This is a genomic window from Bacillus aerolatus (assembly GCF_009183655.1).
GTDB classification, from domain to species: Bacteria; Bacillota; Bacilli; order Bacillales; family Domibacillaceae; genus Pseudobacillus; species Pseudobacillus aerolatus.
Genome location: NZ_WEIO01000009.1, coordinates 1 through 24,380 on the forward strand (window position 1 = coordinate 1; position 24,380 = coordinate 24,380).

At 43.5% G+C, this 24,380-nt stretch carries 25 protein-coding genes, 2 rRNA genes and 1 riboswitch; of the genes, 26 read left to right on the forward strand and 1 reads right to left on the reverse strand.

Features of this window, described 5'->3' with window-relative positions:
- A 23S ribosomal RNA gene (locus F9802_RS14105) occupies positions 1-124 on the forward strand; the annotation flags it as partial.
- Between the two features lie 131 nt (positions 125-255).
- Positions 256-371 (forward strand): 5S ribosomal RNA (rrf, locus tag F9802_RS14110).
- Between the two features lie 108 nt (positions 372-479).
- On the opposite strand, the gene F9802_RS14115 is transcribed toward rrf, so the two are convergent.
- Positions 480-671 (reverse strand): hypothetical protein, encoded by a 192-nt coding sequence (locus F9802_RS14115; protein ID WP_152153061.1) that lies wholly within the window; start codon positions 669-671, stop codon positions 480-482.
- A 143-nt stretch (positions 672-814) separates the two neighbouring features.
- Here F9802_RS14115 and F9802_RS14120 point away from each other — a divergent pair, with 143 nt between their 5' ends.
- The 24 genes from F9802_RS14120 to F9802_RS14235 all read left to right on the forward strand — a co-directional run bounded on the left by F9802_RS14120 (position 815) and on the right by F9802_RS14235 (position 24,345).
- A complete protein-coding gene (locus F9802_RS14120; protein WP_152153063.1) occupies positions 815-1,360 on the forward strand; it encodes a DUF2179 domain-containing protein in 546 nt (181 codons plus the stop codon).
- A complete protein-coding gene (locus tag F9802_RS14125) occupies positions 1,353-1,547 on the forward strand; it encodes an NETI motif-containing protein (protein WP_152153065.1) in 195 nt (64 codons plus the stop codon). Before F9802_RS14120 ends, F9802_RS14125 begins: the two co-directional genes overlap by 8 nt.
- Positions 1,548-1,622: 75 nt before the next feature.
- Positions 1,623-1,724: riboswitch (purine riboswitch) on the forward strand.
- A gap of 114 nt (positions 1,725-1,838) precedes the next feature.
- Positions 1,839-2,327: a 5-(carboxyamino)imidazole ribonucleotide mutase gene (purE, locus tag F9802_RS14130; protein WP_152153067.1), complete on the forward strand. Its 489-nt coding sequence runs from the start codon at positions 1,839-1,841 to the stop codon at positions 2,325-2,327.
- A 4-nt stretch (positions 2,328-2,331) separates the two neighbouring features.
- On the forward strand, positions 2,332-3,477 hold the full coding sequence (gene purK / locus F9802_RS14135; RefSeq protein WP_225435370.1) for a 5-(carboxyamino)imidazole ribonucleotide synthase: 1,146 nt from the start codon (positions 2,332-2,334) through the stop codon (positions 3,475-3,477).
- Positions 3,474-4,772 (forward strand): adenylosuccinate lyase, encoded by a 1,299-nt coding sequence (gene purB, locus F9802_RS14140; RefSeq protein ID WP_152153069.1) that lies wholly within the window; start codon positions 3,474-3,476, stop codon positions 4,770-4,772. The genes purK and purB overlap by 4 nt, the downstream gene beginning before the upstream one ends.
- Before the next feature lie 81 nt (positions 4,773-4,853).
- Positions 4,854-5,579, forward strand: a complete 726-nt coding sequence (purC, locus tag F9802_RS14145; RefSeq protein ID WP_152153071.1) for a phosphoribosylaminoimidazolesuccinocarboxamide synthase — start codon at positions 4,854-4,856, stop codon at positions 5,577-5,579.
- Positions 5,567-5,821 (forward strand): phosphoribosylformylglycinamidine synthase subunit PurS, encoded by a 255-nt coding sequence (gene purS, locus F9802_RS14150; RefSeq protein WP_152153073.1) that lies wholly within the window; start codon positions 5,567-5,569, stop codon positions 5,819-5,821. The genes purC and purS overlap by 13 nt, the downstream gene beginning before the upstream one ends.
- Positions 5,818-6,501 carry a phosphoribosylformylglycinamidine synthase subunit PurQ gene (purQ, locus tag F9802_RS14155; RefSeq protein WP_152153075.1) on the forward strand — a complete coding sequence of 228 codons (684 nt, stop codon included), beginning with the start codon at positions 5,818-5,820 and terminating at the stop codon, positions 6,499-6,501. The genes purS and purQ overlap by 4 nt, the downstream gene beginning before the upstream one ends.
- The gene (purL, locus tag F9802_RS14160; RefSeq protein ID WP_152153077.1) at positions 6,485-8,719 is read left to right on the forward strand and encodes a phosphoribosylformylglycinamidine synthase subunit PurL; all 2,235 of its coding nucleotides are present in this window, start codon (positions 6,485-6,487) and stop codon (positions 8,717-8,719) included. The genes purQ and purL overlap by 17 nt, the downstream gene beginning before the upstream one ends.
- Positions 8,695-10,116, forward strand: a complete 1,422-nt coding sequence (gene purF / locus F9802_RS14165; RefSeq protein WP_152153079.1) for an amidophosphoribosyltransferase — start codon at positions 8,695-8,697, stop codon at positions 10,114-10,116. Before purL ends, purF begins: the two co-directional genes overlap by 25 nt.
- Before the next feature lie 55 nt (positions 10,117-10,171).
- Positions 10,172-11,200: a phosphoribosylformylglycinamidine cyclo-ligase gene (gene purM, locus F9802_RS14170; protein ID WP_152153081.1), complete on the forward strand. Its 1,029-nt coding sequence runs from the start codon at positions 10,172-10,174 to the stop codon at positions 11,198-11,200.
- Positions 11,197-11,802: a phosphoribosylglycinamide formyltransferase gene (gene purN / locus F9802_RS14175; protein WP_152153082.1), complete on the forward strand. Its 606-nt coding sequence runs from the start codon at positions 11,197-11,199 to the stop codon at positions 11,800-11,802. Before purM ends, purN begins: the two co-directional genes overlap by 4 nt.
- Positions 11,799-13,334 (forward strand): bifunctional phosphoribosylaminoimidazolecarboxamide formyltransferase/IMP cyclohydrolase, encoded by a 1,536-nt coding sequence (gene purH / locus F9802_RS14180; protein ID WP_152153084.1) that lies wholly within the window; start codon positions 11,799-11,801, stop codon positions 13,332-13,334. Before purN ends, purH begins: the two co-directional genes overlap by 4 nt.
- Before the next feature lie 19 nt (positions 13,335-13,353).
- Positions 13,354-14,628: a phosphoribosylamine--glycine ligase gene (gene purD / locus F9802_RS14185; RefSeq protein WP_152153086.1), complete on the forward strand. Its 1,275-nt coding sequence runs from the start codon at positions 13,354-13,356 to the stop codon at positions 14,626-14,628.
- 178 nt (positions 14,629-14,806) lie between these two features.
- On the forward strand, positions 14,807-15,190 hold the full coding sequence (locus tag F9802_RS14190; protein WP_152153406.1) for a DUF302 domain-containing protein: 384 nt from the start codon (positions 14,807-14,809) through the stop codon (positions 15,188-15,190).
- Positions 15,191-15,361: 171 nt separating this feature from the next.
- A complete protein-coding gene (locus tag F9802_RS14195; RefSeq protein ID WP_152153088.1) occupies positions 15,362-16,801 on the forward strand; it encodes a bifunctional metallophosphatase/5'-nucleotidase in 1,440 nt (479 codons plus the stop codon).
- A 114-nt stretch (positions 16,802-16,915) separates the two neighbouring features.
- On the forward strand, positions 16,916-17,632 hold the full coding sequence (locus F9802_RS14200) for a cytochrome c biogenesis CcdA family protein (RefSeq protein ID WP_152153090.1): 717 nt from the start codon (positions 16,916-16,918) through the stop codon (positions 17,630-17,632).
- A gap of 18 nt (positions 17,633-17,650) precedes the next feature.
- Complete coding sequence (locus F9802_RS14205; RefSeq protein ID WP_152153092.1) at positions 17,651-18,253, forward strand: TlpA disulfide reductase family protein; 603 nt, start codon at positions 17,651-17,653, stop codon at positions 18,251-18,253.
- Positions 18,254-18,266: 13 nt separating this feature from the next.
- Positions 18,267-18,950 carry a response regulator transcription factor gene (locus F9802_RS14210; protein WP_152153094.1) on the forward strand — a complete coding sequence of 228 codons (684 nt, stop codon included), beginning with the start codon at positions 18,267-18,269 and terminating at the stop codon, positions 18,948-18,950.
- Between the two features lie 43 nt (positions 18,951-18,993).
- Positions 18,994-20,025, forward strand: coding sequence for a sensor histidine kinase (locus F9802_RS14215; RefSeq protein WP_152153096.1), 1,032 nt, complete (start codon positions 18,994-18,996; stop codon positions 20,023-20,025).
- A gap of 333 nt (positions 20,026-20,358) precedes the next feature.
- Positions 20,359-22,101 carry an adenine deaminase C-terminal domain-containing protein gene (locus F9802_RS14220; RefSeq protein WP_152153098.1) on the forward strand — a complete coding sequence of 581 codons (1,743 nt, stop codon included), beginning with the start codon at positions 20,359-20,361 and terminating at the stop codon, positions 22,099-22,101.
- Positions 22,102-22,139: 38 nt separating this feature from the next.
- Positions 22,140-23,174, forward strand: a complete 1,035-nt coding sequence (locus F9802_RS14225) for a DUF3048 domain-containing protein (RefSeq protein ID WP_152153100.1) — start codon at positions 22,140-22,142, stop codon at positions 23,172-23,174.
- Positions 23,175-23,195: 21 nt separating this feature from the next.
- Complete coding sequence (locus F9802_RS14230) at positions 23,196-23,495, forward strand: YerC/YecD family TrpR-related protein (protein WP_152153408.1); 300 nt, start codon at positions 23,196-23,198, stop codon at positions 23,493-23,495.
- Positions 23,496-23,652: 157 nt separating this feature from the next.
- Entirely contained in the window at positions 23,653-24,345 is a 693-nt protein-coding gene (locus F9802_RS14235) for a heptaprenylglyceryl phosphate synthase (protein WP_152153102.1), read from the forward strand.
- Positions 24,346-24,380 lie beyond the last annotated feature (35 nt).

Below are 24,380 nucleotides of genomic sequence, written 5' to 3' on the forward strand. Positions count from 1 at the left end.
AGATGAGATTTCCCTTAGCGCAAGCTAGTAAGATCCCTGAAAGATGATCAGGTAGATAGGTTCGGGGTGGAAGCGTGGCGACACGTGGAGCTGACGAATACTAATCGATCGAGGACTTAACCAAAAACGAAACGTCCAGGCGCTGAAACACGCCTGAACGGAATAAATGAATAACACCAAATGGCATGGTATTGCCGGTTACTTATACAACATATTATCCAGTTTTGAAAGAATAACTCTTTCAATTTTATACAGTCTGGCGGCGATAGCGAAGAGGCCACACCCGTTCCCATCCCGAACACGGAAGTTAAGCTCTTCAGCGCCGATGGTAGTTGGGGGTTTCCCCCTGTGAGAGTAGGACGCTGCCAGGCAAATAATGATGAAGAACAGCGAAGGCTGTTCTTTTTTTGTTGTATTGTAGGTAAAGAAAAAGTAAATGAATAGCAAGTTGATGAACAAAGCTTTCAAACTGTTGATTATCACTTTCTTATTTGCTTATTCCGACACCATCCGTACAAACTGACTCCAATAAAACAAATACATAAAGCAGCAAACAGTGCAGAACGACCCCATTGTTCCTCCTCATATGACGAATAGCTGTACAAACCCATCGAGAAGCCGCTAAAGATTAACGCCAGCAAAATCAGTGGTTGAATTGTGCTTTTTTCCACATTACATCACTCCATTGCTAGTGTACCATAACAGCGGTCTTTTCATTTTCTATTCTTTTTTCTCTAACTAATCTGTGATAAACTTACGTCAATGTTTAGAAGATAGCTAGTTTTAATTTCTTATTTTAAAGGAGGGTACCCCGGTGCTTGAAAATGGATTGATTATGGCGCTGATTATTTTAGTTATTAATGTGTGTTACGTGTCATTTTTTACGATTCGGATGATTTTGACTTTGAAAGGATACCGCTATTATGCGGCGCTTGTGAGTATGATTGAAATTGTCGTTTACATTTTTGGGTTGGGGCTTGTGCTTGATAATTTAAATGAAATCCAAAATGTCGTTGCTTATGCCGTTGGATATGGACTTGGGGTACTAGCCGGTATGAAGCTTGAGGAAAAGCTCGCACTTGGCTATATTACTGTGAATGTCATAACGAAAGAATATGATAAAGATTTGCCAAAGCAGCTGCGTGCTGAAGGGTATGGCGTCACAACTTGGGCAGCCAATGGCCTCGAAGGGGAACGAATGGCCCTGCAGGTTTTAACTCCGAGAAAATATGAATTAAAACTATACAATAAGATTAAAGAATTGGACCCTAAATCGTTTATTATTGCCTATGAACCGAAGACTATTTATGGTGGGTTCTTAGTGAAAAGTGTAAAAAGAGGGAAGTTAGGTAATGAGTAAAAAAAAGAAATTTCGCGTAGAGGAAAATGAAACCATCGATCAATGTCTTGATCGTATTAAGAAAGAAGGATATTTTCCTGTCAGAAGAATGGAGCAGCCGATTTTTAAAGAAGAAATCGTCAATGGAGAAAAGAAATACACACCAGCTGGCAGAGAAATTATCTTTGAAGGAAAATTGAAGCCTTAAACACGAACATTAAAAAAAGAATGAATATAATCGTTCGATTTTTATTGACAATACTCTTTTAAGCTTGTTAAGATGTAGATGACAAATACGGCACCTCATATAATAGCGGGAATATGGCCTGCAAGTTTCTACCCGATTACCGTAAATGATTGGACTATGGGGAAAGCACAACTTATCTGGAGTCTATTTCATACTTAACAAGCTTTTTTGCCCAGATGAGCTGCTTTCTCTTACAAGAGAAGCAGCCATCTGGGCTTTTTATATTTGATAACTTACTTTGGAGGGTCAATCATGTCTGTAGAAGTTGGCGTAATAATGGGAAGTACCTCTGATTGGGAAACGATGAAGCATGCATGTGACGTATTGGAAGAACTGGAGATCGCTTTTGAGAAAAAAGTTGTTTCTGCCCACCGTACACCGGATTTAATGTTTCAATACGCAGAAAAAGCAAGAGAGCGCGGCATAAAAGTTATTATTGCCGGTGCAGGCGGAGCGGCCCACCTTCCCGGCATGGTTGCTGCCAAAACGACATTGCCGGTCATCGGTGTGCCGGTACAGTCTAAAGCGTTGAATGGCATGGATTCTTTGCTTTCCATCGTACAAATGCCAGGAGGCGTGCCGGTGGCGACAGTAGCTATCGGCAAAGCGGGTGCTGTGAACGCCGGGCTGTTGGCCGCGCAAATTTTATCTATCACTAATGAAGAAGTGGCCTCACGACTTGAAGAACGTCGTCAAAAGCTTGAAAAAACTGTGTTGGAAAGTAGTGATCAACTTGTCTAGACAAATGATTATGCCCGGCCAGACGATAGGAATTATAGGCGGCGGACAGCTCGGCCGCATGATGGCCCTTGCTGCAAAAGAAGCAGGCTTTAAAATTGCTGTGCTCGAACCGGGGGAAAACTCTCCATGCGGACAAGTAGCTGATATAGAAATCAATGCTTCATACGATGATCCGGAGGCCCTAAATCAGCTCGCTGACGTAAGTGATGTCATTACGTATGAATTTGAAAATATTGATTACGAAGGCTTGAAGAAACTGCAGGAAAAAGCATTTATTCCACAAGGAGCGGAACTGATCAAAATTACGCAAAACCGTGTAGCGGAAAAAGAAGCCATTGCGAAGGCGGGCGTCCCTGTTGCACCTTACGCGGTGATCAACGAAGCGGAAGAAATTTGTGATACGATAAGTACGCTGGGATATCCTGCTGTCTTAAAAACAGCACGTGGCGGTTACGACGGCAAAGGGCAATTTGTCATTAAAGAAGCGGAGCAAATTGAAGAAGCAGCCCAACTTTTGCAGCATGGAGTATGTGTTCTGGAAAAATGGATTCCCTTCGAACTAGAGATCTCTGTCATTGTTACGCGAAACCTTCAAGGAGAAACAACTTATTTTCCAGTTGGAGAAAATATACATAGAGAAAATATTCTCCATGAGACGATTGTACCGGCAGGAGTAGCGGATGAAGTGAAAGATGAGGCCGTAAAAGCAGCTAAAAAAATTGCAGAAGCACTTTCACTTGTTGGCACGCTCGCGGTCGAGATGTTTGTTGGGAAAGATGGAGAAATTTACATTAACGAACTGGCGCCAAGACCTCACAACTCAGGGCATTATACAATTGAGGCATGCGACATTTCCCAGTTTGGCCAGCACATTCGCGCCATTTGCAATTGGCCGCTGAAGGCACCGGAACTATTAAAGCCGGCAATTATGGTCAATATCCTTGGTGAACATGTGGCAGGTGTGATGGAAGGGCTTGCTAACCATCCGGAATGGTCCCTTCATTTGTACGGCAAAGCAGAAGCAAAAGTTAAAAGAAAAATGGGCCATATAACGATTTTGACCAAAGAATTAAATGCCGCGTTAGAAAAGATAGAGGCGAGCGGAATCTGGAGCAACAGTAGAAAGATGATCGGAGGCCAATCGAAATGATCGAACGTTATACACGCCCGGAAATGGGAGCTATATGGACGGAAGAAAACCGCTATCAAGCTTGGCTGGAAGTAGAAATACTTGCTTGTGAGGCATGGGCGGAAATTGGCGATATCCCGAAAGAAGACGCGAAAAAAATCCGTGAACATGCGGGGTTCGATGTAAACCGTATTAAAGAAATTGAAGAAGAAACGCGTCATGATGTCGTTGCTTTTACGCGCGCAGTGTCTGAAACGCTCGGAGAAGAACGGAAATGGGTGCATTACGGCCTGACTTCTACAGATGTAGTTGATACGGCATTATCTTATTTGCTGAAGCAGGCAAATGACATCTTAAGAAAAGACCTTGAAAACTTTGTCAATATTCTCCGTGAAAAAGCGAAAGAACATAAATATACTGTCATGATGGGCCGGACACACGGCGTTCATGCGGAACCGACAACATTCGGTTTGAAACTGGCTCTCTGGTATGAAGAAATGAAAAGAAACCTTGAACGTTTCAACCAAGCGGCTGACGGAGTAGAATACGGCAAGATCTCCGGCGCAGTCGGCACGTATGCGAATATTGATCCGTTTGTAGAAGAGTATGTGTGTAAACACCTTGGAACGAAGCCGGCGCCGATCTCAACGCAAACATTGCAGCGTGACCGTCATGCACATTACATGAGCACGATCGCTTTAATTGCGACGTCCATTGAAAAATTCGCTGTCGAAATCCGCGGGCTGCAAAAAAGTGAAACACGTGAAGTGGAAGAATTTTTCGCAAAAGGTCAAAAAGGATCTTCCGCAATGCCGCATAAGCGAAATCCAATTGGTTCGGAAAATATGACCGGTCTTGCCCGTGTTATTCGCGGCCATATGCTGACAGCGTATGAAAATGTGCCGCTTTGGCATGAACGCGATATTTCCCATTCGTCCGCAGAACGAATCATCTTGCCGGATGCGACGATCGCCTTAAATTACATGCTGAACCGCTTCGGCAATATCGTGAAAAATTTAACCGTGTTTCCTGAAAACATGAAGCGCAACATGGACCGGACGTTAGGGTTAATTTACTCGCAGCGCGTACTTCTTGCTTTGATCGATAAAGGCATGGCGCGCGAAGCTGCTTATGACACTGTCCAGCCAAAAGCGATGGAAGCGTGGGAAAGACAAGTGCCATTCCGCGAGCTGATTGAAGCGGACGAGCAAATCACAGGAAAATTGACGGCTGATGAAATTGCCAACTGTTTTGACTACAACTATCATTTACAGCACGTAGATACAATTTTCACCCGTCTTGGGCTAGATCAATAGCGATAGGAAGATGACCGTTCCAGGCGGGGCCTTCTCATGAGTGACTGAAGATTTATATTATTTCTGCAAGGGGGAGTTACATTGGAAAAGGGCTCGATGCTTTACGAAGGAAAAGCGAAACGGATTTATGCAACCGACCAAGAAGATGTCGTCTTGATTTCCTACAAAGATTCAGCAACTGCTTTTAATGGAGAAAAGAAAGCAGAGCTGGCAGGCAAAGGAAGACTGAACAACGAAATCAGCAGTTTCATCTTTTTAAAGCTTAAAGAGCTCAACATCCCTTCACATTTTATCGAACAGCTTTCAGAACATGAGCAGCTCGTCAAACATGTGACCATCATCCCGCTTGAAGTTGTGACGAGAAATGCAGCAGCCGGCAGCCTGGCCAAGCGTTTTGGACTGGAAGAAGGAAAGGTTTTCGATCAGCCGATTGTAGAATTTTACTTTAAAGACGATAAACTCGGAGATCCGCTTCTTACTGAGGATCACATCCAGTTATTAAAAATCGCTTCGAAAGAAGAAGTGGCGGAGATGAAGAAACAGGCACTGGCGATTAACGAAGCCCTGCTTTCAATATTCGCAGATATGGACATAGATTTGATTGATTTTAAAATTGAATTTGGCAAAGATAAGGATGGCGCCATTGTGCTGGCTGATGAAATCTCACCGGATACGTGCCGTCTATGGGAAAAGAAAACAAACCGCAAATTGGATAAAGACGTGTTTCGCCGCGATTTAGGTAATTTAGTTGAAGCATACAAAGAAGTATTTAAGAGATTAGGGGGAAATCAAACATGTATAAAGTAAAAGTATTCGTAACGTTAAGAGAAAGTGTATTAGATCCGCAAGGGAAGGCAGTCCAGCAATCGTTAACTAACCTCGGCTACGAAGGCGTCGAAGATGTACGTATCGGCAAATATATGGAGTTAACAATCAACGAAAAAAACCAAGATGTAGAAAAGACAGTGAAAGAAGTATGTGAAAAGCTTTTGTCCAACCCAGTCATCGAAGATTACCGATATGAGATTGAGGAGAGTGTTCAGCAGTGAAATTCGCAGTAATCGTGTTCCCGGGATCTAATTGTGATGTTGATATGTTTCATGCGGTAAAAGACGAACTTGGTGAAGAGGTGGACTTCGTTTGGCATGATGCAGATGATCTGAGCAGCTATGACGGCATTTTATTGCCGGGCGGCTTTTCTTACGGCGATTACCTTCGTTCTGGAGCGATCGCTCACCTTTCAAAGGTAATGAATGAAGTGAAAAAAGCAGCAGAAGCAGGTAAGCCAATTCTTGGTGTGTGCAACGGTTTCCAAATTTTACTCGAATCAGGCTTGTTGCCAGGTGCTATGCTTCGCAATAAAAATTTAAAGTTCATTTGCAAGCAAGTGGAGTTGAAAGTGGAAAATAATGAAACGATGTTTTCTTCCTTATATAAAAAAGGAGAAACGATCACGGTTCCTATTGCGCATGGTGAAGGGAACTATTATTGTGATGAACAAACATTGAAGAAATTACAGGAAAATAACCAAATCGTCTTCGCTTATGGAGAAGATGTAAACGGCAGTCTTATAGATATCGCTGGCATTGTGAATGAAAAAGGCAATGTCCTCGGAATGATGCCTCACCCGGAGCGGGCAGTCGATGAGCTTCTTGGAAGCGCAGACGGATTAAAATTATTTCAATCAATTGTGAAACATTGGAGGGAATCTCATGTCGTTAATGCTTGAGCCTAATACATCGCAAATTAAAGAAAAGAAAATCTACCGTGAAATGGGCATGACGGATGAGGAATTCGCGAAAGCGGAGCAAATCTTAGGACGGACGCCAAACTACACGGAAACCGGTCTTTTTTCTGTTATGTGGTCTGAACACTGCAGTTACAAAAACTCCAAACCGGTGCTTCGCAAATTCCCAGTGACAGGTGAACGTGTTCTTCAGGGGCCTGGAGAAGGAGCGGGAATTGTTGATATTGGTGATGAGCAGGCGGTCGTCTTTAAAATCGAAAGCCATAACCACCCATCCGCCATTGAACCGTATCAAGGGGCAGCAACAGGCGTCGGCGGCATTATTCGTGACGTTTTCTCAATGGGTGCACGCCCGGTTGCTATGTTAAATTCACTTCGTTTCGGCGAGCTTCAGTCAAGCCGCGTGAAGTATTTATTTGAAGAAGTAGTAGCAGGGATTGCGGGCTACGGCAACTGTATCGGCATTCCGACAGTAGGCGGAGAAATCCAGTTTGACCACACGTATGAAGGCAACCCGCTCGTTAATGCGATGTGTGTTGGTTTAATTGATCATAAAGATATTCAAAAAGGCCAGGCAAAAGGCATCGGCAATACAGTCATGTACGTCGGCGCAAAAACAGGCCGTGACGGCATTCACGGAGCTACATTTGCTTCTGAAGAATTAAGTGAAGAATCAGAAGAAAAACGCCCGGCTGTTCAAGTAGGCGATCCGTTCATGGAAAAATTGCTGCTTGAAGCTTGTCTTGAGCTCGTGAAAAATGATGCGCTCGTTGGTATCCAAGATATGGGGGCAGCCGGATTAACTAGTTCTTCGGCGGAAATGGCAAGTAAAGCAGGTTCAGGGATTGAGATGAACCTTGACTTTGTGCCACAGCGTGAAACAGGCATGACCCCTTATGAAATGATGTTGTCAGAATCACAAGAACGGATGCTGATCGTCATTAAAAAAGGCAGAGAAAAAGAAATTGAAGAGCTTTTCGCCAAATACGGCCTCGAAGCAGCTTCTATCGGCCGTGTAACAGATGACAGCATGCTCCGTCTTATCCATCAAGGAGAAGTCGTTGCAGAAGTGCCTGCTGATGCGCTTGCAGAAGATGCACCAGTGTACTATAAGCCATCAGAAGAGCCGGCTTACTATCGTGAGTACCAGGCGATGGCACAAGAAACACCTCAAGTAGAGGATTTCAAAGCAACGTTAATTCAACTTCTTTCTCAGCCGACAATTGCGAGCAAAGAGTGGGTATACGGGCAATATGATTACCAAGTACGGACAAATACAGTTGTAACACCAGGTTCTGATGCGGCGGTCATCCGCGTACGCGGCACGAATAAAGCACTAGCAATGACGACGGATTGCAACTCTCGTTATATATATCTTGATCCTGAAACAGGCGGGAAAATTGCAGTGGCTGAAGCGGCCCGTAACATCGTTTGTTCCGGCGGCGAACCATTGGCAATAACAGACTGCTTGAACTTCGGCAGCCCGGAAAATCCGGAAATCTTCTGGCAGCTTGAAAAATCAACAGACGGCATGAGCGAAGCTTGCCGGGTACTGAGCACGCCTGTCATCGGCGGAAACGTTTCTCTCTATAACGAAACGAACGGAACAGCTGTTTATCCGACGCCAGTTGTGGGCATGGTCGGCTTAATTAAAGACTTATCTCACGTAACAACGCAAAGCTTTAAACAAGCAGGGGATCTTATTTATGTCATTGGAGAAACCGCGGCTGAATTTGGCGGGAGCGAGTTGCAAAAATTGTTGAATGGCGGCGAAATTTTCGGTAAAGCACCAGCGTTAGATTTAGCTGTAGAGGAAAAAAGACAAGCAGCTCTCCTTCAAGCGATTCAGGCAGGTACGGTTCAATCAGCACATGATGTGGCTGAAGGCGGATTTGCGGTAGCTCTTGCAGAAAAAGCTTTCGGTACCGGACTTGGAGCAAACGTTTCGGTCACTGAGAACATCGATCAAACAGCTGCTTTATTCAGCGAAACACAGTCTCGTTTTATCGTCACTGTCAGCAAAGAAAATCAAGAGTCATTTGAATCTATTGTGGCAGATGCAAAGTTAGTTGGAGAAGTAACTACAGAAGCAAGCTTCATCGTAAAACAGCAAAGCGAACTAATCATCCAAGCGGAGGTCAATGAACTTGAAGACATCTGGAAAGGAGCTATCCCATGCTTGCTGAAGTCAGAGGCTTAAACGAAGAATGCGGCGTATTTGGCGTATGGGGACATGAGGATGCAGCGCAAATCACTTATTACGGTTTACAAAGTTTACAGCACCGTGGCCAGGAAGGCGCCGGAATCGTAGTATCGGACGGCAAAAAACTCCGCGGCGCTAAAGGTGAAGGCCTTGTAGCAGAGATTTTCAGCGAAGAGAAAGTCCGGGAATTGCCCGGTTCTGGTGCAATCGGACATGTTAGATATACAACAGCAGGAGGCGGCGGATATGAAAATGTCCAGCCGCTGCTGTTTCATTCTCAATCTGACAGCCTTGCTCTTGCCCATAATGGCAATTTAATTAATGCTACTTCTCTAAGACACCAGCTTGAAGCCCAAGGGAGCATTTTCCAAACGACTTCTGATACAGAAGTACTCGCTCATTTAATCCGCCGCGGTGGATTTGGTGCGATGAAAGACCGTGTGAAACATGCACTGTCTATGCTGAAAGGCGCTTATGCTTTTCTTGTCATGACAGAAAACGAACTGCTCGTGGCCCTTGATCCGAACGGTTTGCGCCCTTTATCACTCGGCCAGATCGGAGACGCGTATTGTGTCGCTTCTGAGACGTGCGCTTTTGATATTGTTGGCGCTGAATTTATTCGTGACGTCGAACCGGGAGAATTGTTGATTATTAACAAGGACGGAGTGCGGTCTGAACGCTTTTCAATGGCGACAAATCAGGCGATCTGTACGATGGAATATGTATACTTTTCCCGTCCCGACAGCGATATTCACGGCATCAATGTCCATAGTGCGAGAAAGCGTCTCGGCATTCAGCTTGCTAAAGAAATGAATATCGAAGCGGATGTTGTTACAGGTGTGCCGGATTCAAGTATTTCGGCTGCGATCGGTTTTGCAGAAGAGACGGGCATTCCGTACGAAATGGGATTAATTAAAAACCGTTATGTCGGCCGGACGTTTATTCAGCCTTCTCAAGCTCTGCGTGAGCAAGGTGTGAAAATGAAGCTGTCTCCTGTCCGTGGTGTCGTGGAAGGAAAACGGGTAGTCATGGTAGATGACTCGATCGTACGCGGCACGACAAGCAAGCGCATTGTGAAAATGCTGAAAGATGCGGGTGCGTTAGAAGTGCATGTATGCATTAGTTCACCGCCGATTAAAAATCCTTGTTATTACGGAATTGATACGTCTACAAGAGAAGAATTAATTTCAGCCACTCATACAGACGAGGAATTGAGAAGAGCAATTGGTGCTGATTCTTTAACGTTTTTGAGTGTTGAAGGAATGATTGAAGCGATCGGACACGAAAAGCAAAATGGTCATTGCGGTCAGTGTCTCGCCTGCTTTACAGGAGATTATCCAACGGAAATTTTACCGGATACGATGCATCCACATGACAAAGAAACGCTGTGTTAATAAAAGAACAGCTGTCTGTTCGTGCAGTTATGAGTATGTAAGGGGGATTATTTAAATGGCAAAGTCGTATGAAGCGGCAGGAGTAAATATTGAAGCGGGCTATGAAGCAGTTGAACGGATGAAAAAACATGTAAAGCGGACAAACCGCACGGGTGTTATGGGAGCGCTTGGCAGTTTTGGCGGTATGTTTGATTTGTCTTCTGTCAATGTCAAAGAGCCTGTATTAGTGTCCGGAACAGATGGAGTCGGAACGAAGTTGAAGCTCGCCTTTATGATGGACCGTCATGATACGATCGGCATTGACTGCGTAGCTATGTGCGTCAATGATGTCATTGTTCAAGGAGCAGAACCGCTTTACTTCCTTGATTACATCGCCTGCGGCCAGGCTTTGCCTGAAAAGATCGAGCAAATTGTTAAAGGTGTAGCCGATGGCTGTGAACAGGCAGGGTGTGCGTTAATCGGCGGAGAAACAGCGGAAATGCCTGGCATGTACAGTGACGGGGAATATGATATTGCCGGTTTTACAACGGGTGTCGCAGAAAAGAGCAAGCTGATTACAGGCCAGGACATCCAAGAAGGAGATGTTATTATCGGACTGCCTTCAAGCGGGTTACACAGCAATGGGTTCTCACTCGTCCGCAAGATCTTTTTTGATAAACATAGCCTTCAACCCGAGGCGGAACTGGAAGAGCTGTCTGCTCCTCTTGGAGAAGTGCTGTTAACGCCGACAAAGATTTACGTAAAGCCGGTTCTTGAAGTATTGAAAAAAATGGATGTAAAAGGAATGGCCCACATTACAGGCGGTGGTTTCATTGAAAATATTCCGCGCGTCCTGCCGGAAGGATTAGGAGCTGAAATTACGGAAGGAACGTGGGAGGTTCCGGAAGTCTTTCATGCACTGAAAACGTACGGAGAACTTGATTTTAAAGAAATGTACAACATTTTCAACATGGGCATCGGGCTAGTGATGATTGTGTCTGCAGCGGAAGAAGAAACAGCGAAGCAGCTGATTGAACAAGCAGGGGAGAAAGCCTGTACAATTGGGCGCGTCATTTCAGGTGAAGGAGTCCAATTTAAGTCATGAGCAAAGGGAAAAAAAGCCGTATCGCCTTGTTTGCATCCGGCAGCGGAAGCAACTTTCAGGCGATTGCACAATCTGTTCAACAAGGGGAAATTCCAGCCAGTATTGCGATGTTAATTTGTGATCAGCCGGATGCGTATGTGATCAAACGTGCGGAACAATTTCAAATTCCGGTGTTTTCTTTCCGTGCGAAAGACTACCCGTCTAAACTTGAATTTGAAAAAGAAATAGTCAGCAAACTCCGGGAAGCCGGAGTTGACTTTATTTTTCTTGCAGGGTATATGCGTTTAATTGGAGAAACACTTTTAAATGCTTATCGTGGAAAAATAGTGAATATTCATCCTTCTCTGCTTCCTGCTTTTCCGGGGAAAGACGCGATTGGACAGGCTTTCAATGCGCAGGTGAAGGTTACTGGAGTCACGGTTCACTTTGTAGATGAAGGAATGGATACAGGGCCGATTATCGACCAGGAAAGTGTCAAGATGGCAGTAGATGAGACCCGAGAATCTTTGCAGGAAAAAATACAGGGGATTGAGCATGAGCTGTACCCAAAGGTAATTAAAACACTTTTAACTGAAGCAGTTATGGAGGGAACAAAAGAATGAAAAAACGCGCTTTACTCAGTGTATCGGATAAAAGCGGTATCGTGGATTTGGCAAAAGAACTGACAGCTTTAGATTTTGAAATTATATCAACAGGCGGCACGAAAAAAATGATCGAAGAAGCGGGCCTGCCTGTTATGGGTGTCAGTGACGTAACCGGGTTTCCGGAAATTCTCGAAGGCCGTGTCAAAACACTGAACCCGTTTATTCATGGCGGTCTTCTTGCTAAACGGGGCGAGGCTGATCATGCAAGACAGCTGGAAGAGCAACAAATCACACCGATTGATCTCGTCTGCGTCAACTTATATCCGTTCCAGCAAACGATTGCCAAGCCGGATGTCACAGTGGAAGATGCGATTGAAAACATTGACATCGGCGGCCCTGCCATGCTGCGCGCTTCTGCAAAAAATCATGAGTATGTCACCGTTCTTGTCGACTCTGCTGATTACGAAACGGTTTTAGCTGAGTTAAAAACAAGCGGTGAAACGACGAAAGAAACGAGAAGAAAGCTGGCAGCGAAAGTGTTCCGTCATACCGCGGCCTATGACGCGATGATCGCCAGTTACATGACAGAACTGACGGACGAAAAGCAACCAGAAAAAATGACATTTACATATGAATTAAAGCAATCACTCCGTTACGGAGAAAACCCGCATCAGCAAGCTGCTTTCTACGAACAGCCGCTCGGCTCTGCTTTTTCAGTTGCGCGTGCAAAGCAGCTGCATGGAAAAGAGTTGTCATACAACAATATTCGCGATGCGGATGCCGCTTTACAAATTGTAAAAGAGTTTTCAGAGCCGGCAGCAGTAGCAATAAAACATATGAATCCATGCGGAGTTGGCGCGGGCAGTACGATTCAGGAAGCTTATGAACGTGCCTATGAAGCTGACCCTACATCTATTTTCGGAGGGATTGTGGCGCTGAACCGTCCCGTAGATCAAGCGCTCGCTGAAAAGCTGCATGAAATCTTCTTGGAAATCATCATTGCACCAGAATTTACAGAGGAAGCCCTGCAAGTTTTAACAGCGAAGAAAAACATTCGTTTGCTGACACTTTCATTTGATGGCGGCCATTCTGCTGAAAAAGTGCTGACATCTGTAGAAGGCGGCCTGCTCGTTCAAGACCTTGATCTTCATTCGCTCGACAATGCAGACGTCCGCGTGGCCACGAAACGGGAGCCAACTGAAGAAGAATGGGCAGCTCTCAAGCTTGGCTGGAAAGTTGTTAAACATGTGAAATCCAATGCGATCGTTGTCACCGACAGCAAGATGACGCTCGGTGTGGGAGCAGGTCAGATGAACCGCGTCGGTGCAGCTAAAATCGCTCTTGAGCAGGCCGGTGAAAAAGCAAATGGAGCAGCTCTTGCTTCCGATGCCTTTTTCCCAATGGACGATACGGTGGAAGCAGCAGCCAAAGCGGGCATTACGGCAATTATTCAGCCGGGTGGATCTGTACGGGATGAGGATTCTATTAAAAAAGCTGATGAATATGGCATTGCCATGGTCATGACAGGCATTAGACATTTTAAACATTAATCAAGCGAGGTGGACGAAAATGAACATTCTTGTTGTTGGCCGCGGAGGCAGGGAACATGCAATTTGCAAAAAGCTTGCGGAAAGTCCTCAAGTAGAAAAAGTTTTTTGTGCACCGGGCAATGCAGGGATTGCACAAGATGCTGAAATCGTGGCGATTGATGAAATGGATTTTGCCGCGTTGAGCGACTTTGCGCTTAGCCAAAAGATCGATTTAACTGTTGTTGGTCCTGAAAATCCGCTTTCTGGCGGCATCGTGGATCATTTTCTTGAAAAAGACTTAAAAGTATACGGACCAAACAAAGCGGCAGCGGTGCTTGAAGGCAGTAAGTCTTTCGCTAAAATGATGATGGAAAAGTACAATATTCCTACTGCCCGCTACGCAGCGTTCCATACTTACGAAGACGCGAAAGCTTATATTGAAGAACAAGGGGCGCCAATTGTATTAAAAGCGGACGGGCTGGCAGCCGGAAAAGGCGTCACTGTAGCTATGACGCTTGAAGAAGCGCTTGCCTCTCTCGAAGAAATGATGGTCGATAAAAAATTCGGGGATGCATCTTCTAAAATCGTCATCGAGCAATATCTTGAAGGAGAAGAGTTCTCTTTGATGGCGTTTGTAAACGGCGAACATGTGTATCCGATGGAAGCGGCCCAGGACCATAAACGGGCGTTTGACAATGATGAAGGACCGAACACGGGCGGAATGGGTGCCTATTCACCGATTCCTCATATTTCACAAGATGTGATTGACCAGTCTATACAGGAAGTCCTGCTTCCAATTGCGAAGGGGATGGTATCGGAAGGCCGGCCGTTCACAGGCATTATTTTTGCCGGATTGATGCTGACAAAGGAAGGGCCAAAAACAATCGAGTTTAACGCTCGCTTTGGCGACCCGGAAACACAGGTTGTTCTTCCTCGGCTCGATTCGGATCTTGCCCAAGTTTTCCTTGACGTGCTTGCTGAAAAAGATCCTGACTTGAAATGGAAAGATGAAGCGGTACTCGGTGTTGTGCTTGCGGCGGAGGGATACCCGGAAGGTTACGAAAAAGGCCATCCAATTAAAGGTCTTGAAAAAGTGGATTCTTCAAGTGTGCTGCATGCAGGAACATTTAAAGATGAAGAAGGTACAATCTGTGCGAACGGCGGCCGCGTGTTACTTGTCACAGGCATCGCCCCTTCTATCCAAGAGGCCAAACAGGAAGCTTATAAAAAAATAGAGAACATTCAAACAGATCACTTTTTCTATCGAAAAGATATCGGCAGCCGGGCAATCGCCAATGCCCAGTCAGCAAGGTGATAATCGTAAAAAACAAGGCTCATTCAGCAGCCTTGTTTTTTTATGCCTGAATGGTTACATCTCGAAAGAACACCTAAAGGCTTCATGTTTGTAAAGAGGTCATGATGGAAAAGAATAAGAGTGAAATGGGTGTATGAAGCCTGCATGAAATAACGAAATAGAAAGGCGGAATAAAATGATGTTTCACTATACGAAAGCTGTGTCTGTTCCTTTAGAAGAAGCTCTTACGAAGCTGGAGGAGTCTTTAAAAAGCGAAAAGTTTGGAGTGCTCTGGCAGTTTGATATTAAAGAGAAACTTCAAGAAAAAGGAGTGGAATTCAACAAAAAATTTATTGTGTTGGAAGTGTGCAATCCGCATGAGGCAAAACGAGTGCTCGAAGAAGAGAGTTTGGCCGGGTATTTCCTTCCTTGTAAGATTGTCGTCTATGAAGAGAATGGGCAAACAAATATTGGGATGCTGAAGCCGACAGCTTTAATTGCCATGCTGGAGAATAACGCATTAAAAGAAATAGCAAAAGATATTGAAAACAGACTGATTGGCTGCATTGATGCGGTGGGATGATGGAAGCAGCATTCAAAATACAGACTTATAGAATGGCAGAAGGAAGAGTCCTTCTGTCTTTTGCATTATCTTCATTAAATGTTAACAACAGCAGATTAAAATGGATCCATAGTGCGGTTTATATTTTTCGACCGGGTAATGATAAAGGTAAACAAGTAAGGGAGTGAAAAGATGAGTAAAGAGGTTACAATTATTCAACAAAATGATACACACGGCAGCATTGAACTGCATCATGAATTATTTTGGGAAGGGAATGGTCCGCAAATTCATAAGGCAGGCGGCTTTTCCAGGATTGCTAACTATATAAAAGAAGTAAAAAAGCAAAAGCAGAATGTATTGTTCTTTGACGGAGGTGATTTGTTCCATGGCACGGCTCCTTTAGTTTCCTCAAGAGGAGAAGCTATTTTAACTGCTCTGCGAATGCTGCCGCTTGATGGCTTCGTACCAGGAAATTGGGAATTCGCCTACGGAAAAGAGCAGCTGCTTTCTCTCACTGAACAGCTTTCTTTCCCTACTCTTGCCTGTAATGTAAAACACGAGGGTTCAAATGAGTTCGTTTTTTCCCCTTATATTATACAGGAATTATCAGGAATGAAAGTGGGAGTAATTGGCCTTACTTATCCATACGTAGATCAGACAATGCCAGCCGGTTTTGCAGATGGGCTTGCTTTTTCAAAAGGCATAGAAGAAGTTGAACAAATCGTAGAGAAGTTGAGGAATGAAAAGGTTGACTTGATTGTGCTGTTAAGCCATATGGGTCTGCCGCTGGATGTAAAGCTGGCTTCTATGATCAATGGAATTCACATTATCTTGAGCGGGCACAGCCATGACCGGGTAAAAAAGCCAATCATACAAGGAGAAACTCTCATTGTTCAATCCGGAGCCAGCAGTTCTTTCATTGGGCGTCTTGATGTTACAGTAGATAACGGGAAGATAATAGATTATAAACATGAATTAATTCCTTTATTTGAACATGACTACAAGGAAGATGAAGAAATGAAGGAAATGATTGAAGCTATTTTAAGGCCTTATGCTCCTCAAATGGAAGAGATCGTTGGGAGGACAGACAAGATTCTGCATAGAATGACGCTAAATGAAGCCCCAATGGACCGGCTGATTACGGATGCTTATTTGCATTCTTTTGATGCTGACCTTGCATTTTCACACGGATGGAGATATGGAACGCCCATTCCTGCAGGCCCTGTTACATTATATGATATACACAGTATTATTCCCACGAATCCTGAAGTGTTTACGATGGACGTTTCCGGAGAAATTCTCCTCAAAGCTCTTGAAAAGAATCTGGAGCAAGTCTTCTCATCTGATCCTTTCGAACAAAAGGGCGGCTATATTTTGCGTTCATCAGGTTTATTTATGGCATTCAAACCTTACAATCCGAAAGGGAGCCGCATTCAAGAATTACTAATCAATGGACAAGGGCTTGATACCCGAAAAACTTATAAGATAGCTGGTGCAGGAGAACAGCTTTTTAAAGGAATTACATCTCCCAGAAATTATAAAGGCAAGCAGGCAGTTGAAGCAATCAGCGGCTTTCTTAAGGATAAAAAGCGCTTTGAATCTAATCATTCTCCATCTATTATCAGTGTATAAAATGAATATTTACTAAGGCAGAAGAAAACATTCTTCTGTCTTTTTTCATCTTCTTCATCATTTCTTAACAAACATCCTCCAAAATAAAGGAGATAAAAATGAAAGGGTGACAAGATGGAACAAGTCTCATTACTAGTTGCGTTAGGAGCAGGGTTATTGTCTTTTTTTTCTCCGTGTATCTTTCCTATACTTCCTGCCTATATCTCTCATTTAACAGGGGGGAACATTCAAGATCAAAAACTTCATGTGGACCGGCGTTTATTAATTCAGCGTTCGTTTGCTTTTGTCATCGGTTTCAGTCTGGTGTTTATGTTAATGGGAGCATCGGCTACTTTAATCGGACAGCTCTTTCAGGCCAACCGGCAGTTAATCGAACATTTGAGTGGAATATTAATCGTTGCATTCGGCCTGCAAATGCTTGGTTTATTTAAATTTACCTTTTTAATGAAAGAGAAAAAATGGGATCATCGGCTGCAGAAACCGAAAAACTGGTTTTCGTCCATTTTGCTTGGTGTGGCTTTTGGAAGCGGCTGGACTCCTTGTGTCGGATTAACTTTATCATCTATTTTACTTCTTGCTGGTTCGAGCACGACGTTTAGCCAGGGGATCATGCTGTTAGTTGTTTATTCGTTAGGCATGGCGGTTCCGTTTTTATTGATCTCGTTTATGATGACAAAATCTATGCGTATCATCCGTACAGTGAACCGTTATTTAGGAAAGCTCTCCATAATAAATGGTTCAGTGATGATCGTTCTTGGATTGTTAGTTTTTACGGGCCAAATGACAAAAATTAGTGCTTATTTTGCCAAGTTTGCTATTTTTACATTTTAAATAGGGGGTAAAGGAAGGATGAATTGGAAGGTAGTACTGGCAGTTGTAATAGTGGCATTCATGGGAGTTTTTTTGTATAAAGAATATATAGAAGAGACTCCGGATTCAAAAGCGGAGACTGCCGGATCAGAAAGTAATGCTGAAAGCAATAGCAGCTCTGAGGGAGAGAATCAAAGCACTGATGGTAAATACGGTCTTTTAGTTGGACAGCAGCCACCAAATATTCAATTAACTACACTTGATAATAAGCCCTTTAATCTGACTGATTATAAGGGAAAAACAGTTATTTTAAATTTTTGGGCCACTTGGTGTCCTCCATGCAAGGCAGAAATGCCGGATATGCAAAAGTTTTATGAGAAGCATAAGAATGAAGGAGTAGAGGTTGTAGCTGTTAACCTGACTTCTGCCGAGAAAAGCAAAGATCATATACAGAAGTTTATTGACGAATATCAAATTAGTTTTACGGTGCCTTTGGATCCAACGGGAGCCACTAGCCAACAATATGAAGTGTATTCTATTCCATCCAGTTTTATCATTGATAAAGAAGGGGTAATTAGACAGCACGTGATCGGGCCAATGTCTTATGACTGGATGATCAACGAGGTGAAAAAGCTGCAATAGCAGACGAGAAACTATGTCAAAAACAATGCTGGTCGTAGAAGATGATCAAATGTTGCAAAAGTTAATCATAATTTATTTAGAAAAAGCAGGGTTTGATGTTGTTGCTGCCTCAACGGGAAAAGAAGCAATGGAGTTGTTTCAGCAGACATCTCCCTGCTTCGTTATTTTGGATTTAATGCTGCCAGAAATGTCAGGGGAAGCTGTGTGCCGATATATTCGCGAAGATTGCCAAAGCGATGTCCCCATTATTATGGTCACCGCCAAAATACATGAACAAGACCGTATTAATGGTTTGAAAATGGGAGCGGATGATTACATCACTAAACCGTTCAGCCCTGATGAGCTGGTTGCACGGGTAGAAACGGTGCTTAGAAGAGCCGTTCATCATTGTCAAAAAGTGCAAATTGGACATCTTACATTAAAGCCAAACAAGCATGAGATTTGGAACCATTCTGAGCAGATCTATTTAACCGCTTCGGAATTTGTCATTTTAAAAGAATTTATGCTCCATCCAAATCAAGTCCTCTCAAGGGATCAGCTCATTCAGACACTTTATCCATTGCATGAGAAGAATGTTCTCGAGCGAACGATTGATGTACATGTGAAAAATATTCGAGAAAAGATTAAACAAGAGGAAGACTCTCCAATCATGATTCAAACTGTAAGAGGAGTGGGATATAAATTTGTCACTGAATAGGAAACGCCCTCATAAGGTATGGGAAACAAGGATTTTCTGGGAATTGACCGCGGCAAATGTGGTAGTAATAGCCATAGTGATCGGAATTGCCGGAGTATCCGTTAAAGAATTTGCTTGTTTTCTGGCAAATGAAATGAGCATGGTCGAGTCTCAGCGACAGACTTTTTTTGATCAGACGATGGATTATTATTTAATCCGCTCCAGCATTATTGCCTTCATCATAGCGGTCATGATTCACTTTATATGGATCAGAAGAATTGTTATTCCTATTCAAGCTCTTTCGGAGGCTACAGAGCGGGTAAGTGATGGAGAAGAGATTCAACTTGTTCCTGTGTCAGCAAATAATGAGGTTGGACAATTGACAGATCAGTTTAACCGATTGATAAGAAAGATTAAGCGGAGTGAGCATCTCCGCAATCAAATGACTACTGACCTGGCTCATGAAGTACGTACACCGCTTTCAAATATCACCGGCTATTTGGAAGCATTAAAAAACGGAGTGATAGATCCTGATCGTGAATTGATGATGTCTTTACACCGGGAAGCGGAACGCTTGAAAAAAATGATTGAACAGCTTTACCATCTTTCTGAGAAGGAATGGAACAATTATGTTCATGAAAAGCCGGATAAACCCCTTAATATAAAAGTAATAACAAAAGAAATGACTAACTTGCATGAGATGAAGCTGCGAAAGCAAAATATTCAAGTTGAACTATGTGTGGAAGAGGCATACTTGTATATAGCGGAGGATATAATCAGGCAAGTTTTAGGAAACTTAATCGATAACGCGATCCGGTATGCGATTGAAAAAACATCTATTCAGATAGACGGAAAGAAAAAGGCGGATAGCTATATTTTGCAAGTTGCGGGAAAAGGACAAGAAATCCCTGTTGAGGCGAGATCACAGCTGTTTGAACGATTTTATCGCGTTGACTCTTCCCGGAGCCGTCAATCAGGCGGAAATGGTTTGGGACTTGCCATTGTCAAAGGTTTGGTGGAGCGGCAAGGCGGAAGAGTTTGGCTGGAAACAGACGGAACATATCATCGTTTTTTTGTTGAACTGCCGCTTAACTAGAAATTAAATGATGGACTGATATGTAGGAGGTATGAATATGAGCGGTCACCGCTTCAATCCAGAAAAAGCAGAATTATTGATTAACCCTAAAACGAAAAAATATTCTTAGGAATCTTCCTAAGGATATTTTTTTATAAAAGAATTTAAGCGATAAGACGTGGAAGAGTATTCATAAAGTAAGAAGAATCATCATACGAAATAGTATGCGCAACTTTTCACATATTGTTCAAAAAAATCTTCATTCTTTAGTGCTTTAAACTATAAAATATGTTAAGATGTCAATAATTTAAAATATGGGATGATAGCTTCCTTTCAGGAGGAGTGTTTAAATAAATGGTAGAACAGCGGCATCAATGGAAAAGTAAACAGCTAAGAGAGCATGTAGCGGTGGTCGATGGCGAACTTTCCCCGACACTTGTATTGAAAAATGCCCGCTTTTTGCATTCTGTGCTTAAACAGTGGGTCACTGCAAATATTTGGATTTATGAAGACCGTATCGTGTACGTCGGCAATGATATGCCTGAAAAGAAAAATTCAAGTGAAATATACGATTGCAGCGGGAAAACACTTGTCCCGGGTTATATAGAACCTCATGTACATCCGTTTCTTTTATATAATCCCCAGAGTTTTGCAGAGTTTGCAGCGAAGACGGGAACGACCACATTCATTAATGATAACTTAATGTTGCTTTTATTATTAGAAGAAAAGAAAGCGTTTTCTTTATTGGAGGAATTTCGCTCGCTGCCGGTCAATATGTACTGGTGGTGCCGTTATGATCCTCAGACAGAGCTGGCAAATGAAGAAGAAATTTTTTCTAACGCTGCTGTTAAGTCGTGGGTGGAACATTATGATGTCATTCAGGGCGGAGAATTGACTGGGTGGCCGAAGCTTTTGGCAGGCGATGATATGATGCTCCAGTGGATTCGGGAGACGAAGCGCCTCCGTAAAAGAATAGAAGGGCATTTTCCGGGAGCTTCTGAGAAGACGCTAACGAAAATGGCTTTGCTTGGTGCGGATAGTGATCATGAAGCGATGAGCGGGCAAGATATTTACAAAAGGTTGATGGCGGGATACATGGTCTCTCTTCGTGAGTCTTCCATTCGTCCAGACCTCGAAGTGCTGCTCCGGGAAATGAAAGAAATGGGCATCAATCAATACGACATGATGATGTTTACGACTGACGGTGCCTCTCCTTCGTTTTATGAAAAAGGAATACTAGACTGGATGATTGCTAAAGCAATCGAACATGGGGTGCCTGCAATTGACGCCTATCATATGGCCAGTTATAACGTGGCGAAATATTACCGGGTCGAGAATTTGCATGGAATGATTGCTCCTGGAAGATTCGCCAATATTAATATTTTAAAGGATGAACAGCACCCGACACCTCTTTCTGTCCTTTCAAAAGGCGAGTGGCTGAAAAAAGAAGGGAAGGATACCCCGCTTTTCCCGCAAATTGAATGGGAAAAGTTTGGCTTTGGTCCGCTTGAACTGGACTTTGATTTGGAAGAAGACGATTTACAATTCTCGATGCCTTTTGGGATTGAAATGGTTAATAACGTGATTACGAAACCGTATTCTCTTGAAAAAGATATGTCTGGCGAAGAGATTTCCACAGCGGATGATGAAAGCTTTTTAGTATTGCTTGACCGCTGCGGCAAATGGAGGGTAAATACAACAATTAAAGGTTTCGCGTCAGAAGTGGCGGGATTTGCTTCTTCTTTTTCCAATAGCGGTGACATTATTTTAATAGGAAAATGTAAACGGGAGATGGAGAGAGCTTTTAATCGGATGAAAGAAATAGGCGGTGGACTTGTTCTGGCTGAAAGTGGGGAAGTGATCCATGAAATTCCGCTCGCTCTGTCTGGAATGATGTCGACAAAGCCGATGGAAGCAATTATAGAGGAAGAAACAAAATTGAAAGAGCTGCTGACAGAAAGAGGCTATAAATATGATGACCCTCTTTATACACTCTTATTTTTATCTTCTACTCATTTGCCGTATATTCGGATCACGTCACACGGAATGTATGATGTAATGAAGAAAACGGTACTCTTTCCGACTATAATGCGTTAAAATAGTAAAGTAAAGAGATTGCATATGGGAGTTTACGTATGAAAAAATTGACGATGCTGTCCTTGTTGACAGGCGCCATACTCATGAGCGGCTGTTGGGGAGATAAAGAGAAAAACATACAAGAAGACAACGGACGAAAAGTATCAAAAGAAAATAAAGAACAAAGCTACGCTTATCCTTTAACAGGCAAACAAACAAACGAGCGGCCTGCACAGCGTGCCACTGCGGTAGTGATTAACAATCATCCACAAGCCCGCCCGCAAACTGGCCTGACTGCGGCAGATGTTGTGTATGAAGTACTAACTGAAGGAAATGTAACGAGATTTCTCGCTGTTTATCAAAGTGAACAGCCTGAGAAAGTGGGGCCCGTCCGAAGTGCGAGAGACTATTTTATTGAACTGGCAAAAGGGTATGACAGTCTTTTTGTGGCCCACGGATACAGCCCGGAAGCACGGGAACGTCTTTTCAGCGGAGAGATGGATGAATTAAATGGCATCCAGTACGATGGCACGATTTTTAAGCGTGATCCTTCCCGCAAAGCTCCGCACAATTCTTATATTAGTTTCGACGCAATGTATAAGAAAGCGGAAGAAAAAGGATACAGCACTGACAATATGCCGGATCGGTTAAGCTTTTTACAGCCGTCGGAGGCTGTAGAGGGAGCCGATCAAAAAGCAATGTCCGTACAGGTGAATTATTCCAGTCAGGCCGCTTTTCAAGTAGAGTATAAATACAACCGTGACAAAAAACGCTATGAGCGGTTTACCGGAGGAAAGCAGGAGTTTGACAGGGAGACGAATGAAGCAGTCAGTGCAGCCAACGTGTTAATTATCGAAGCTGAACATCGCGTCATGGATGGAAAAGGCCGGCTGGATATCGACTTGTCTTCAGGCGGAAATGCGTATCTCCTTCAAAATGGAGCGGTTCACATAGCCGAGTGGTCGAATGTGGATGGACGAATTTTACCTTTTAAAGAAGGCGCCCCAATGGGATTTGTCCAGGGGAAAACGTGGATTAATATAATTCCCGCCTCTAAAGGGCTAGATAAAATGGTGATTTTGGAAAATAACTAAAAAAGGGGTTTGAAGCTTAATATGCAAATTGAAAAGCTGCGCGGAAAAGAACTGGACCAGCTGTTTGAAGCGGTTCTTTCACTCCGCGATTTAGAAGAATGTTACTTGTTTTTCGATGATCTTTGCACGGTAAACGAAATTCAGTCTCTTGCCCAACGTCTGGAAGTAGCGCGTATGCTCAAAGAAGGTAAAACATATCACAAAATCGAAAGTGGCACCGGCGCTTCCACTGCTACCATTTCACGTGTTAAACGCTGTCTTAACTACGGCAACGATGCGTACCAGCTCGTCCTTGACCGCTTGAAAGAAAAACAATCATAAGAAAGAAATGGGGTCTGACCCCCGCCACGTTAATACGTTAATGTGGCGGGGGTCAGACCTTTGTTTTAGCGTGGAAGAACAAATGTTATAATGGTGAGGTGCAAAAAGTTGCGAATCAAGCAATAGGCATGGATAAAGGAATGGAGGAATTTGTTAGATGTATGATGTGCGTGAATGGCGTCATGTATTTAAGTTAGATCCGAATAAAGAGATAGATGATTCGTCGCTTGAGCGGGTCTGTGAGTCAGGGACGGATGCGGTCATTATCGGTGGCAGCGATGGAGTAACATTGGAAAACGTGCTTGATTTAATGGCGCGTGTCCGTCGTTATACGGTTCCGTGCGTGCTCGAAGTATCCACTATAGAGTCCATCACCCCGGGGTTTGATTTATATTTTATTCCGATGGTGCTAAACAGCGGAAGTACAGAGTGGGTCACTGGACTGCACCATCAGGCGGTGAAAGAGTACGGTGAGCTCATGGATTGGGAAGAGGTTTATATAGAAGGCTACTGCATAGCGAATCCAGATTGCAAAGCAGCTCAGCTGACAGAAGCAAAAGGACCGCTTCAGCTGGAAGACGTTACTGCCTATGCCATGATGGCAGAAAAAATGTTTCGTCTGCCTTTATTCTATTTGGAATACAGCGGAACGTACGGCGACTTAAATACAGTAAAAGCCGTCCGTCAAACGTTGGAAGAAACAACGTTTATTTACGGAGGCGGCATCTCTACGCCAAAGGAGGCAAAAGAGATAGCTGCGTACGCTGATGTAGTAGTCGTTGGCAACGCTGTGTACGAAAATCTGGAAGAAGCAATTAAAACAGTAGCGGCGGTAAAAAATCATATATAATAGGAACGAACGTTCTAATAGGCGGTGAAATAAAT

Bases quoted from the DNA above. Each gene is read 5' to 3' on its own strand.
- F9802_RS14125 (WP_152153065.1), top strand. From the start codon at position 1,353: ATGAGTAAAAAAAAGAAATTTCGCGTAGAGGAAAATGAAACCATCGAT.
- purE (WP_152153067.1), top strand. From the start codon at position 1,839: ATGTCTGTAGAAGTTGGCGTAATAATGGGAAGTACCTCTGATTGGGAA.
- purK (WP_225435370.1), top strand. From the start codon at position 2,332: ATGATTATGCCCGGCCAGACGATAGGAATTATAGGCGGCGGACAGCTC.
- purB (WP_152153069.1), top strand. From the start codon at position 3,474: ATGATCGAACGTTATACACGCCCGGAAATGGGAGCTATATGGACGGAA.
- purS (WP_152153073.1), top strand. From the start codon at position 5,567: ATGTATAAAGTAAAAGTATTCGTAACGTTAAGAGAAAGTGTATTAGAT.
- purL (WP_152153077.1), top strand. From the start codon at position 6,485: ATGTCGTTAATGCTTGAGCCTAATACATCGCAAATTAAAGAAAAGAAA.
- purF (WP_152153079.1), top strand. From the start codon at position 8,695: ATGCTTGCTGAAGTCAGAGGCTTAAACGAAGAATGCGGCGTATTTGGC.
- purM (WP_152153081.1), top strand. From the start codon at position 10,172: ATGGCAAAGTCGTATGAAGCGGCAGGAGTAAATATTGAAGCGGGCTAT.
- purN (WP_152153082.1), top strand. From the start codon at position 11,197: ATGAGCAAAGGGAAAAAAAGCCGTATCGCCTTGTTTGCATCCGGCAGC.
- purH (WP_152153084.1), top strand. From the start codon at position 11,799: ATGAAAAAACGCGCTTTACTCAGTGTATCGGATAAAAGCGGTATCGTG.
- purD (WP_152153086.1), top strand. From the start codon at position 13,354: ATGAACATTCTTGTTGTTGGCCGCGGAGGCAGGGAACATGCAATTTGC.
- F9802_RS14190 (WP_152153406.1), top strand. From the start codon at position 14,807: ATGTTTCACTATACGAAAGCTGTGTCTGTTCCTTTAGAAGAAGCTCTT.
- F9802_RS14195 (WP_152153088.1), top strand. From the start codon at position 15,362: ATGAGTAAAGAGGTTACAATTATTCAACAAAATGATACACACGGCAGC.
- F9802_RS14200 (WP_152153090.1), top strand. From the start codon at position 16,916: ATGGAACAAGTCTCATTACTAGTTGCGTTAGGAGCAGGGTTATTGTCT.
- F9802_RS14205 (WP_152153092.1), top strand. From the start codon at position 17,651: ATGAATTGGAAGGTAGTACTGGCAGTTGTAATAGTGGCATTCATGGGA.
- F9802_RS14210 (WP_152153094.1), top strand. From the start codon at position 18,267: ATGTCAAAAACAATGCTGGTCGTAGAAGATGATCAAATGTTGCAAAAG.
- F9802_RS14220 (WP_152153098.1), top strand. From the start codon at position 20,359: ATGGTAGAACAGCGGCATCAATGGAAAAGTAAACAGCTAAGAGAGCAT.
- F9802_RS14225 (WP_152153100.1), top strand. From the start codon at position 22,140: ATGAAAAAATTGACGATGCTGTCCTTGTTGACAGGCGCCATACTCATG.
- F9802_RS14230 (WP_152153408.1), top strand. From the start codon at position 23,196: ATGCAAATTGAAAAGCTGCGCGGAAAAGAACTGGACCAGCTGTTTGAA.
- F9802_RS14235 (WP_152153102.1), top strand. From the start codon at position 23,653: ATGTATGATGTGCGTGAATGGCGTCATGTATTTAAGTTAGATCCGAAT.